This is a genomic window from Azospirillum brasilense, from assembly GCF_003349955.1.
Taxonomy (GTDB): Bacteria; Pseudomonadota; Alphaproteobacteria; order Azospirillales; family Azospirillaceae; genus Azospirillum; species Azospirillum brasilense_B.
Map to the genome: position 1 here is coordinate 1 of NZ_QLKQ01000069.1, position 11855 is coordinate 11855.

An 11855-nucleotide genomic window follows, 5' to 3' on the forward strand; every position below is an offset into this window, starting at 1 on the left:
GGCCACCCTCTCCCCGGAGGGGAGAGGGCTATAAAGGTCAAATGCGATTGCCCTGACGCAAACCGTGATGAATGCGGCCAGCAGGCGCCCTCCGCCCGTCGGGCCTCAGGTCGGCTGACCGGGATGCTGGAACTCGATCCCCGGATTGCCGCCCGGCCCGCCGTTGCCGGGCGCGTTCTCATAGGGCTTGTCCGGCATCTTCGGCTGCGGCTGCGCGTAGAATCGCGGCTCCCGGTCATCCCAGGACCGCTCGAAGGGCAGCCGCATCATCGGGTTGGTGCCGTTGCGCTGGGCCTCCCGCTGGGCCTCCTGCAACTGCTCCGCCATGCGGCGGTCCCAGGGCAGGCGGTAGAGGTTGGGCGCCTGTTCCCAGAGAAGGGTGAGGTAGATCGCTTCGTTCTCCACCAGCGTGGCGCTCAGCACCTTGGCCTCGCGCACGTTGGCTCCCATCCATTCCAGCGTGACCGGCTTCGCGCGGCCCAGCAGCGCCGCCGGCGCGGCGTAGGCCGCCGGCAGCAGCAGGGCGAACAGCAGCAGGATCACCACCCGCGCCATCCGGCTGCGCGTCCAGCGCAGCGCCGACAGGACGAGCAGCAGGGTGACGACGGCGACGAAGCCGAAGATGACGGTCAGGCTTTCCATGGCGCACTCCCGGGCCGGCGGGTCAATTCTTGGCCGAGCGCAGCGGCTTGAACACGGCGTTCAGGGACCCCGGCACCAGCTCGCCCCGCTCCGTCAGGGTGAAGCGGAAGGCGGTGATCTCCTGCCCCTCGTGATCCAGGCGGACGCGCGTGGCGGCGATGGTGGCGGCCCCCGATTCATGCTCCGCCTTGACGCGGGCGACCACCCGGACCCAGATGGGAAACACATTTTCCAGGTTGCGGAACAGATGCACGTTGACGGTGTATTCGCCCGGAGGAATGCCGCGGGAATAGGAGGTTTCGAAATTGATTTCCGTGGGATCGGCGTAGGCGCCGAGATCGTCGCGCAGCAGGTTGAAGATCAGCCCCGACTTGTTCGAGTAGCCGACCGGCACGTCGCCCGGCGCCTGCACCCACAGATCGACGTCGCTGCGCAGCTTGTCGTCCCAGCGCGCCTCGATGATGACGTTTCCCGGCGGCTCCATGCCCGCCGCGGCGGACGAAGAGGATTCGTTCTGCTGGTTGGCTTCGGTTTTCTTGGCTTCGTTGATGAAGGGAACCGCCAGGACGGCGCAGGCGACGAAGCCGCACAGCAGCAGCGTCAGCAGGTCCCGCGCGACGAGCACGCCGGTTTGGTCCTCGCCCAGGAAATCGTTCATGATGTGGCCTCACCGCCGAGCGCACCGTAGGGGGCCGCTTGCGGCGCGGCGAAGTCCGGTGTCCCCGTCCGCGGAGCCAGCCGCGAGCGGGCGTGGGCCTCGTCCATGATCAGCGCGCACAGCGACGCCGTGGCCCCGCGCAGAAGCTGCAGGTTGCAGGTGGTCCACAAGCACAGCGCGCCGCCGAGCATCGTGGCGTAGATCGCCACGCCCAGACCGCTCGCCAACGTGGTCACCATGGCGCCGGCCGACGCGGCGTTGCCCACCATGTCCGGCGTGATGTTCGCGGCGAACAGGCTGAAGCCCCAGGCCGTGCCGATCAGGCCGAGCATGCCGAGCGCGTTGGCGATGTGCTGAAGATGCGAGATCCGCGAGAACAGGCGGATTTCCAGGGCGCGCTCGCTTTCGACCTTCATCAGGCGCCCGCCGCCGAGCTTGGCCCGGTCCAGCTCACCGCCGATCTTCCACACCCGATAGGCCGACATCACCAGACCGACCACGAACACGATCCCGATGATCGCGGTCGCCACGGCGATGTGCCCGGTCAAGACCCGGTCCAGCCAGCCCTGCGCATACAAAACGAAAACGAACGCCGAGATCGTCAAATTGAAGGCGACGAATTTCGCCTTGAGGAGCCACTGTTCTTCCATGGTTTTGACCCTGTGACGGTTGCGTGTGTCTCCGGATCGTCATGTTCGGGCGGCGATGGCGCATAAGGGTGGCGCCTCGGACAGCCGGGCGGCGGTGGCGGGATCAGGAGAGCGGGGGACGGGTTGGTGGCGGCACGCGCCGGCGACTCCGCCGCGGCTGGCCCGGGCGCGGGTGGCGGGACGGCTCCGTGTCGGCCATCGGTTCATCGGCGCACCTTCGCCGGAATTGCGCGATGACGGAGCCATTCAGGAGTCATCCGTCACGTCATGAACCCCGGCCCCGGCCAAGAGTTCCCAACGCCCGGCGACGGCTGTGCCGGGTCGACGCGCGACGCCCCTGGGAAAAGTCCGGTTGCCGGACACAAAAAATGAGCGGTCGGGGATAGTCCGTGCCGTCGACCGGCGCCAGTGACTGGACCGGCCTTCAGACGCTTCGCGGCCCGTCCGGCCCGATCACCGGAAGGCGCGCACGGCCATGGCGGTCCTTCGGGAAATGGCCCTTTACCCCAGGCCCTTTTCCTTCAGGAAGGGGCCATACTTCTTGTCGGTACCCTGGATGTGCTTGATCAGCCAGTTCTTCAGGAAGTTCATCACCTCCATGCTCAGCGTGGCGGTGACGCCGGCGTGGTATTTGCGCTGCACCTCCAGCACCTGATTGGCCAGCGCGTCGTGCTCCGCCTTGTGGGCGTCGCGGTCCGGATAGCCGAGGCGGGCGAAATGCTCCTCCTCATGGGTGAAGTGCGACCGGGTGTAGGCGACGAGGCTGTCGAGGATGCCGCCCAGCGCCTCCTTGCTGCGCCCCGCCTGGACGGCGTCGAACAGCTCGTTGACCAGGGCGACCAGTTGCTTGTGCTCCTCGTCGAACTTGGCGATCCCGACGCTCAGCTTGTCGTTCCACACCATCAGCGGCATAGCGCCAATTTCCTTCCCCGACGGACTCCGCTTCCCCCCAAGGGCGCGGGCAATGACCACGACCGGCGCGAGGGTATCCCTTTCCCGACGGCGGTTCAACGCCCGGTGAGCCTCGGCACGGACCGCCACGCTCCGATTTGCCCTCACAACCTCGCGTTCCGTGCGTCCTGCATGTCAAGAGGCGCGCCGCCTCGCCTGTCCACCCGGAGCACAGGACACGGAAAGCATGCCCTACAAGAAGGTTCAGCTCGTCGCCCACCTCATCTTCACCGGCCCCGACGTCGTCATCGAGCGCGAGTTCGTGAATTCGTTGTTCGGCAGAAGCGTCCGGACGACGTCGAAGCAGCGCTACCTCGGACTGGACAAGCCGGACGATGACATCGCGGAGCGCGTGAAGCTGGTCGGCTGCGCGATCGACGCCGCCCGCGCCTCCACGCAGATCGACACGTCCGACGAAACCCTGAAAATCTTCATGATGCCGGAGTTCTTCTTTCGGGGGAAAACCGGCGCCTACGACATGGACGATGTTCAGGCCCTTGTCGACAAGCTGCAAGGCCTGGTCGCCGACGCCAAATGGAAGAATTGGCTGTTCGTCTTCGGCACCATCGTCGGCAAGTCGGAATGGGACAAGGATGCGACCCTGCTGTCGCAGTTGATCGCCTTTCTTTTCCCGCCCAATACGGAAGCCTACAACTACAGCCTGATCCAAAAGGGAGGCTTCGGCGCCGACAAGGTCCTCGGACAGCGCACCGCCTTCGCCGTGCTCAAGGAAAAGAAGTCCGGGATCGACTTCATCCGGGCAGGAACCTTGAAGGACGGCGGCATCGCCCTTGAGCGGGTCAAACATCTGGCCCCGTCCAACACGACCCGAAGCGAAAGCCAGCGCCGCAATTACGACGGCTCGTCGGTCTTCACCCTGGACGGGCTGACCTTCGGCCTGGAAATCTGCCTGGATCATCTGGTCGGCAGGCTGCGCAAGTCCCGAAACCTCGCGCCCATCGACGTCCAGCTCATTCCCTCCTGCGGTGCGGAAGTCGACCCGCTGAACATTGCCGTGAAACCCGGCGGCCTCGTCCTGCATTGCGACGGGCTGGGGTGGGGATGCGACGCGCAGGCGGTGTCTCTGCCCCCGGCCGTCCCTGCCGAAATCCTGGCCGTGAACGCCGCCGGCGTCCGCGTTGCCGACATCTTCGCGCGGGGCGCCGGAGACCTTCACGTCTTCCCGGCGCTCGCGCTGCCCTGATCCATCCGCGCCGTCGTCAGCCCGTCCTTACGAAAGGCCGTATCATGCCGAGAACAGTTCTGAACATCGCCGCGGGCTACATTCCGCTCGTCGCGGAAGACTTCGACCGGTGCGACGTCACCCGCCTGATCAATTTCGATCCGCTCGACCTTTCCAACGCCACCACCGCCTTCCAGGCGATCCTCAACAGTCTTGCCGACAACCTGGAGGGCGCCCCGGGGCCGGCGGACTTCGAGTACTTCACCGCCCGAGAAGCAACCATCCAAGCGATCGGGAACGATCGGATCGATCTCACCATGGCCGTGTCGCCTCACGGATTCACGACGGTGGACGAATGGAACGACGCCCTCATGAATGTCGGGAGTTACGTGATGCTCTTTGGCAATCAATCCAACACCTTCATCACCCAGGATAACGCCTTCAGCGTCGCCGTTCGCAATAAATATCAGGAGCTTACCGAGGGGTTGGTGGATGGTTTGGAGGATTGGCTCGGGGAAATCGCCTCGCATGTCCTGTGGGGCTACTCGTCCTACCGGACGGCCCTGAACGGCACGACGATGCTCCAGATCTGCAAAATCTTCAAAAAGATCGGTTAGACCGACGCCGGGCCACGCGCCCGGCGTCGGTCTGGATTCACCCGATCGCCGACGGCCTGCCCTACGCCATCTCCTCGGCGAAGTGGCAGGCGACCAGCCGCTCGTCCACGGGGCGCAGCGCCGGCACCTCCGCGGCACAGCGCTCCGTGGCGTGGGGACAGCGCTTGTGGAAGGGACAGCCCGGCGGCGGATTCAGCGGCGAGGGCAGCTCGCCCTTCGGGATCACCCGCTCCGCCCGCAGCGCCGGGTTCACCCTCGGCGTGGCGGCCATCAGGATGCGGGTGTAGGGATGGCGCGGGCGGGAGTAGACCACGTCCTTCGGCCCATGCTCCACCGGCCGGCCGAGATACATCACCATGACCGCGTCGGCGATGTGCCGGACCACGCTGAGGTCGTGAGAGATGAACAGGTAGGCGAGGTTCAGCTCCTCCTGAAGGTCCATCATCAGGTTCAGCACCTGCGCCTGGATCGACACGTCGAGCGCCGACACCGGCTCGTCCGCCACGACCACCCGCGGATTCAGCATCAGCGCGCGCGCGATGGCGATGCGCTGGCGCTGGCCGCCGGAGAACATGTGCGGGTAGCGGTCCACCTGATCGGGGCGCAGCCCGACCTTCGCCATCATGGCGACGGCCCGCTCCCGCCGCTCCTGCTTGCCCATCGGGGTGTTGATGACCAGCGGCTCCGACAGGATCGAGCCCACGGTCTTGCGCGGGTTCAGCGATCCGTAGGGGTTCTGGAACACCATCTGGACGGTGCGCCGCAGCTCCTTCATCTCCGAGGCGGTGCGTCCGACCACGTCGCGCCCGTCGTAGAGAAGCTGGCCCGAGGACGGCGGCTCGATCATCGTGACGGAGCGCGCCAGCGTCGACTTGCCGCAGCCGGACTCGCCGACCACCGCCAGCGTCTTCCCGGCTTCGAGCTGGAAGGACACGCCGTCCAGCGCCTTGACGGTGGCCGCCGGCTTGAAGGCGCCGCGCTTCACCGCGTAGTGCTTGCGCAGGTGAATGGCTTCCAGCACCACCGGACCGGTGGCCGGCATGACGTCGGTGAGGATGTCGGTCATCACAGAACCTCCCCGGCGCCGACCGGAGCATCAGCGAGAGGATAGAAGCAGCGCGCCTTGCCGGCGTCCACGTCGAACAGGGCCGGCCGCTCGATGCGGCAGCGATCGGTGGCGAAGCGGCAGCGCGGGTTGAACAGGCAGCCCTGCGGCCGGTCGCCGATGCCCGGCACCACGCCGGGGATGGTCGGCAGCCGGCGCTTGCCCAGCGCCCGCTCCGGCAGCGCGTCGAGCAGCGCGCCGGTGTAGGGATGGCGCGGCGCCTTGAACAGGGCGTCCACCGGGCGCGTCTCGGCGACCTGCCCGGCGTACATGACGACCACCCGCTGCGCCGTCTCCGCCACCACACCCATGTCGTGGGTGATCAGGATCAGAGCCATGCCCCGCTCCTTCTGGAGGCGGACCAGCAGGTCGAGGATCTGCTTCTGGATGGTCACGTCGAGCGCCGTCGTCGGCTCGTCCGCGACCAGCAGGCGCGGGTTGCAGGCGATGGCGATGGCGATCATCACGCGCTGGTTCATGCCGCCGGACAGCTGGTGCGGGAAGGCCGACAGGCGGCTTTCCGGGGCCGGGATGCCGACCTGCTCCAGCAGCTCGATGGCGCGGTTGCGCAGCGCCTTGCCGGACAGACCCTCATGCACCTTCAGCGTCTCCATGATCTGGAAACCGACGGTGAAGCAGGGGTTCAGGCTGGTCATCGGCTCCTGGAAGACCATGGCCACGTCCTTGCCGGTGATCTTCCGGCGCTGCGACGGGCTCATCGCCAGCAGGTCCTTGCCGCCGAACTGCATGCGGTCGGCGACCACCGTGCCGTTGGAGCCGAGCAGGCCCATCACGGCGAGCGAGGTCACGGACTTGCCGGACCCGGACTCGCCGACGATGCCCACCACCTCGCCCTCGTCCACGGTGAGGTCGATCCCGTCCACGGCGCGGAAGGTGCCGGCGCGCGTGGTGAACTCGACGGACAGATTCTTGATGTCGAGAAGAGGCATGGCAGCCATCAGCGTTTCAGCTTGGGGTCGAGCGCGTCGCGCAGCCCGTCGCCCAGCAGGTTGAAGGCCAGCACCGTCACCAGGATGGCCACGCCGGGCCAGGTGACGACCCAGGGGGCGCGCTGGAGGAACTGGAGGGAGGAAGCCAGCATGGTGCCCCACTCCGGCGTCGGCGGCTGCGCGCCGAGGCCGAGGAAGCCCAGCGCCGCGGCGTCCAGGATCGCCGTGGAGAAGCCCAGCGTCGCCTGGACGATCAGCGGCGCCACGCAGTTCGGCAGGATCACCACCAGCATCAGCCGCAGCGGCCCGGCTCCCGCCACGCGGGAGGCGACGACGTAGTCCTTGTTCGTCTCCGCCATCACGGCGGCGCGGGTCAGGCGGGCGTAGTGCGGGATGACCACGATCGACACGGCCAGCATGGCGTTGACCAGCCCCGGCCCGAGGATCGCCGCCACCACCACGGCCAGCAGCAGGCTGGGCAGCGACAGCAGAATGTCCATGAGGCGCATGACCAGGGCATCGGTGACGCCGCCGAAGAATCCGGCGATCATGCCCAGCGCCAACCCGACCGCCAGCGACAGCGTGACGACGATCAGGCCGATCATCATCGACAGCCGCGCCCCGAAGATCAGCCGCGACAGCATGTCGCGCCCGATGTCGTCGGTGCCGAGAAGGAAGGCCCAGCGCCCGCCCTCCTGCCAGACCGGCGGCACCAGGATAGCGTCGCGGTACTGGATGTTGGGGTCGTGCGGCGCCACCAGCTCGGCGAACAGCGCCACCACGGCGATCAGCAGGATCACCGCGAGGCCGGCCATGGCCCCCTTGTTCTGCCGGAAATGGTACCAGAACTCGACCAGCGGGTGCGGCGGCTGGGAAACCGGCGGAGAAGCGGCCGGAAGAGTCTCCGGAACGCCCGTCGTCGTAGGAGTCGTCATGGCTCACCTCACCGCGAATGGCGGATGCGGGGGTTCAGGACGCCGTACAGAACGTCCACCAGCAGGTTCACGGTCATCACCGTCGTCGCGATCAGCAGCACCCCGCCCTGGAGCGCCGGATAGTCGCGGCGGTTGATGCTCTCGATCAGCCACTTGCCCACGCCGGGCCAGGAGAAGATGGTTTCGGTCAGGATCGCGCCGCCCAGCAGCGTGCCCACCTGGAGGCCGATCACGGTGACCACGGGGATCAGCGCGTTGCGCAGCGCGTGCAGGCCGATCACCCGCTTGCCCGCCAGCCCCTTGGCCTTCGCGGTGCGGATGTAATCCTCGCCCAGCACTTCCAGCATGGCGGAGCGCGTCATGCGCGCCACGACGGCCAGCGGAACGGTGCCGAGGACGATCATCGGCAGGATGAGGTGGTGCAGCGCCGACCAGAAGGCGCCGTATTCACCGGCCATCAGCGTGTCGATCAGCATGAAGCCGGTCACCGGCTCCACGTAATAGAGCAGGTCGAGCCGCCCAGACACCGGCGTCCAGCCCAGCCCCACCGAGAAGAACAGGATCAGCAGCAGGCCCCACCAGAAGATCGGCATGGAATAGCCGGTCAGGCTGATGCCCATCACCCCATGGTCGAAGATCGAGCCGCGCCGGACCGCCGCGACGATTCCCGCGGGCAGGCCGACCACCGTGGCGAACAGCATGGCCAGCGCCGCCAGTTCCAGCGTCGCCGGGAACAGCGTCACGAATTCGCTGAACACCGAGTTGCGCGTCACCAGCGACACGCCGAGGTCGCCCTGGAGGACGCCGCCGATGTAATCGAGAAACTGGTGCCACAGGGGGCGATCCAGCCCCAGCTCGTGCCGCAGTTCGAGAAGCCGTTCGGGGGGGATGCCGCGCTCGCCGACGCGCACCTCGATGGGGTCGCCAGGGACAAGGCGGATCAACAGGAAGGTCAGGAAGGTGACGCCGAGAAAGGTCGGAATCACCAGGCTCACCCGCGTCAGGATGAAGCGTAGCATCGGATCGTCACCGGGGGCTCGAAACGAAAGCAAGGGGGCCGTGGCCCCCTTTTTTACCTCTGCATCCGCAAAGGGAAGCCGGGGGTTTAATGCCCCGGCGACCGCTTTGTAAAGCCGCTTGCTACGCGGAATTTATTGTTTCAAATCGACGCCGTAGAAACGATGGATGCCGAACGGGTCCATCTTGTAATCGACCACATTCTTGCTCAGCGCCATGTGCACGACCGAATGCGCGACGGTCAGCCACGGGGCCTCTTCCTTGAAGATGACCTGCGCCTGCTCGTACAGCTTGGTGCGGGCGGCGATGTCGGTGGTGCGCTTGGCCTGGACGACGAGGTCGTCGAACTCCTTGTAGCACCACTTGGCGATGTTCGACCCGCCCGGACGCGCGGCCTCGCAGCCGAGCAGCACGTGCAGGAAGTTGTCGGGGTCGCCGTTGTCGCCGGTCCAGCCCAGCATGCCCATCTGGTGCTCGCCGGCCTGGAGGCGCTTGCGGTACTCGCCCCACTCGTACTGCACGACCTTGGCCTTGATGCCGACCTTGGCGAGGTCCGCCTGCATCATCTCGGCCATGCGCTTGGCGTTGGGGTTGTAGGGACGCTGCACCGGCATGGCCCACAGGTCGGTCTCGAAGCCGTCCGGGAAGCCGGCCTCGGCCAGCAGCTTCTTCGCGCGCTCCGGATCGTAGGGGTAGTCCTCGATCTCCTTGTTGTACGACCACATGGTCGGCGGGATCGGGTTCTTCGCCGGGACGCCGGCGCCCTGGTACACCGCGTCGACCACGGCCTTCTTGTCGATGGCCATGTTCAGCGCGCGGCGGACGCGCACGTCGTCGAAGGGCTTCTTGGTGACGTTGAAGGCGAGATAGCCGACGTTCAGGCCTTCCTGCTCCATCAGGGTGATGGCGCTGTCCTTCTTCATCGCCTCCAGATCGGCCGGGTTCGGGTACGGCACGATGTGGCACTCGCCGGCCTTCAGCTTGGCATAGCGGACGGCGGCGTCGGGCGTGATCGCGAAGACGAGGTTGTCGAGCTGCGCCTTGCCGCCCCAATACGGCTCGAACGCCTTGTAGCGGATGACCGCGTCCTTCTGGTAGGCGACGAACTGGAACGGGCCGGTGCCGATCGGCGCCTGATCGATCCTGTCGATCTGGTTCTTCTTCTGCAGGGTCTCGGCGTATTCGGCGGACTGGATGGGCGCGAAGGGCATCGCCAGATTGGCGATGAAGGGCGCCTCGACCTTGTTCAGCGTGAACTTGACCGTGTAGTCGTCGACCTTCTCGATCGACTTCAGCAGGTCCGGCATCGCCATGTCGTTGAAGTAGTCATAGGCGCCGCCGGACACCTTGTGGAAGGGGTGATCCTTCTTCCACTGACGGTTGAACGACCACAGGACGTCGTCCGCGTTGGCGTCGCGGGTCGGCTTGAAGTCGTTGTTGCTGTGCCACTTCACACCCTTGCGCAGGTGGAACGTGTAGGTCAGCCCGTCCTCCGACACCTCCCACTTCTCGGCGAGGCCGGGGACCACCTTGGTGCCGCCGTACTCGAACTGCACGAGGTTGTTGTACACGGGCAGCGAGACGTCGAAGCTCGTTCCGGTCGTGTTGACCATCGGGTTGAAGTTTTCGGGGCTGCCCTCGGAGCAATAGACGAGGGTCTTGGCGGCCTGGGCCGGCGCAGCAAGCGCCAAGGTGGCGGCAACGCCGAGCCCGGCACCCAGCAGGATGCGCTTCATTCCTAACAACCTCCCGTGTTCGGTCGAATGGCCGCCCGTTCTTTTCGGCGGCCGGTGATGCGGGTTCATTTGGCGCGTGGCCGAATCGTCTGTCAACACGCAACCAAGCCGCATCACGCAAGCTCCACGGGCGGCGTCAGGCCAGACGGAACTTCAGGCGCGGCCCGATCTCCGTGAAGCCTTCGCGCTTATAGAATCGCAGGGAATCCGGCCACTCGGCGGCGGACGGCGCCCCCACCTCGACCCGCGTCCAGCGATGGGCGCGGCCATGGTCGAGAACGGCCCGGATCAGCACCCGCCCCACTCCGGCGGAGCGCGACTCCGGTGTCACGTACAATTCCCGGATCGTCCCGAACCGGCCCAGCGTGGAAATGCACGCCCCCTCCGACAGGGTCGCGACGCCGAGCGGGCGGCCCGCCCCATCCTCGGCCAGGAAGACCGTGTAGGACGCGCCGCCGCTCAGCAGGGATTCGGCGACGGCCAGCATGACGGCGCGCGGCGTGTCGTTCTGCCCGGCGGACAGTTCCGACAGCAGCGCCCCCACGAGGCCGGTGACCACGCCCGCGTCGGCGAGACCGGCCTTTCGCACACGAACGTCATCCATCACCGGCCTCCCCCATCCCTTTTCTTGTGATCAGCAAGCCTCCGCTTCGATGGTCAGGCTGTCCAGGAGAAAGCTGCCGTCCTCCAGGATGTCGAAGTGGCGGCGCACCTCGTCGGAGGCGAGGTCCTGCAGGGCCCGGATGGCCTGGGCGCGCAGGTCCGGGGTGGAGGTGCGGGCGGTCCAGACGGCGAACTCCATGCGCAGGCGGCGCGGCGTCAGGCCGGTCACCGCGAAGCCGGCGCGCGACAGGGCGGCCATCCATTCCGCGGCGCTGTAGTTGCGAACGTGCGAGGTGTCGCGCAGCAGTTCCACGGCCTGGAGGTGGGTATCCAGCAGCGGGTGGCCCGGCGACACGATGTCCACGAACACCGCCCGCCCGCCGGGGGCCAGCACCCGCCGCGCCTCGCGCAGGCCGGCCTCGGCGTTCAGCCAGTGATGGGCGCTGAAGCGGCTCAGCACCACGTCGAAATGGCCGTCCGGAAAGGGCAGGCGCTCGGCGGGGGCCTGGGTGGTGGTGATGTTGGTCAGCCCGCGCTCCGCCGCGTTGCGGGCGACCGCCTCCAGCATCGGGGCGGTGACGTCCACGGCGACCACCTCGGCGGCGTGGGGAGCGGCGCGGTAGGCGACGTGGCCGCCGCCGCAGCCGAGATCCAGCACGCGGGCGGCGTTCCGGCCGCGCAGCGCGTCCTCGATCTGCTCCAGGTCGGCGCCCGAGGCGTGGACGGCGCTGGTCACATAGGCGTCGGCGCGCTGGCCGTATTGCGCGGCGACGACGCCGTGGTGGCTGTTGGTCATGGTGGCGATTCC

13 protein-coding genes are annotated in these 11855 nt (G+C 67.1%); 2 read left to right on the forward strand and 11 right to left on the reverse strand.

Translation table 11 applies throughout. From position 1 onward, the window contains the following. Window positions 1–105 precede the first annotated feature (105 nt). From DXK32_RS24610 to DXK32_RS24630, 4 genes are all read right to left on the reverse strand, one after another. Entirely contained in the window at window positions 106–642 is a 537-nt protein-coding gene (locus tag DXK32_RS24610) for a hypothetical protein (RefSeq protein ID WP_014198683.1), read from the reverse strand. A gap of 22 nt (window positions 643–664) precedes the next feature. Continuing rightward, window positions 665–1300 carry a hypothetical protein gene (locus DXK32_RS24615; protein WP_114860909.1) on the reverse strand — a complete coding sequence of 212 codons (636 nt, stop codon included), beginning with the start codon at window positions 1298–1300 and terminating at the stop codon, window positions 665–667. Continuing rightward, window positions 1297–1848, reverse strand: a complete 552-nt coding sequence (locus DXK32_RS24620) for a MotA/TolQ/ExbB proton channel family protein (protein ID WP_247877323.1) — start codon at window positions 1846–1848, stop codon at window positions 1297–1299. Before DXK32_RS24620 ends, DXK32_RS24615 begins: the two co-directional genes overlap by 4 nt. A gap of 603 nt (window positions 1849–2451) precedes the next feature. Then, a complete protein-coding gene (locus DXK32_RS24630) occupies window positions 2452–2862 on the reverse strand; it encodes a bacteriohemerythrin (RefSeq protein ID WP_114860912.1) in 411 nt (136 codons plus the stop codon). Window positions 2863–3088: 226 nt separating this feature from the next. On the opposite strand from DXK32_RS24630, the gene DXK32_RS24635 reads away from it, so the two are divergent. Both DXK32_RS24635 and DXK32_RS24640 read left to right on the forward strand, forming a co-directional pair. Continuing rightward, complete coding sequence (locus tag DXK32_RS24635; protein WP_114860913.1) at window positions 3089–4105, forward strand: hypothetical protein; 1017 nt, start codon at window positions 3089–3091, stop codon at window positions 4103–4105. A gap of 44 nt (window positions 4106–4149) precedes the next feature. After that, window positions 4150–4701 (forward strand): hypothetical protein, encoded by a 552-nt coding sequence (locus DXK32_RS24640; protein ID WP_114860914.1) that lies wholly within the window; start codon window positions 4150–4152, stop codon window positions 4699–4701. Window positions 4702–4762: 61 nt separating this feature from the next. On the opposite strand, the gene DXK32_RS24645 is transcribed toward DXK32_RS24640, so the two are convergent. The 7 genes from DXK32_RS24645 to DXK32_RS24675 form a co-directional block, all read right to left on the reverse strand. Continuing rightward, window positions 4763–5767 carry a peptide ABC transporter ATP-binding protein gene (locus tag DXK32_RS24645; protein ID WP_114860915.1) on the reverse strand — a complete coding sequence of 335 codons (1005 nt, stop codon included), beginning with the start codon at window positions 5765–5767 and terminating at the stop codon, window positions 4763–4765. After that, window positions 5767–6756, reverse strand: a complete 990-nt coding sequence (locus DXK32_RS24650; protein ID WP_114860939.1) for an ABC transporter ATP-binding protein — start codon at window positions 6754–6756, stop codon at window positions 5767–5769. The genes DXK32_RS24645 and DXK32_RS24650 overlap by 1 nt, the downstream gene beginning before the upstream one ends. A gap of 8 nt (window positions 6757–6764) precedes the next feature. Continuing rightward, on the reverse strand, window positions 6765–7691 hold the full coding sequence (locus tag DXK32_RS24655) for an ABC transporter permease subunit (protein WP_059399254.1): 927 nt from the start codon (window positions 7689–7691) through the stop codon (window positions 6765–6767). Between the two features lie 8 nt (window positions 7692–7699). Beyond that, on the reverse strand, window positions 7700–8710 hold the full coding sequence (locus tag DXK32_RS24660) for an ABC transporter permease subunit (RefSeq protein WP_114860916.1): 1011 nt from the start codon (window positions 8708–8710) through the stop codon (window positions 7700–7702). A gap of 132 nt (window positions 8711–8842) precedes the next feature. Next, the gene (locus tag DXK32_RS24665) at window positions 8843–10444 is read right to left on the reverse strand and encodes an ABC transporter substrate-binding protein (RefSeq protein ID WP_114860917.1); all 1602 of its coding nucleotides are present in this window, start codon (window positions 10442–10444) and stop codon (window positions 8843–8845) included. A 136-nt stretch (window positions 10445–10580) separates the two neighbouring features. Then, window positions 10581–11048 (reverse strand): GNAT family N-acetyltransferase, encoded by a 468-nt coding sequence (locus DXK32_RS24670; RefSeq protein WP_114860918.1) that lies wholly within the window; start codon window positions 11046–11048, stop codon window positions 10581–10583. Between the two features lie 30 nt (window positions 11049–11078). Beyond that, window positions 11079–11843, reverse strand: a complete 765-nt coding sequence (locus DXK32_RS24675; RefSeq protein WP_114860940.1) for a class I SAM-dependent methyltransferase — start codon at window positions 11841–11843, stop codon at window positions 11079–11081. Between the last annotated feature and the right edge of the window lie 12 nt (window positions 11844–11855).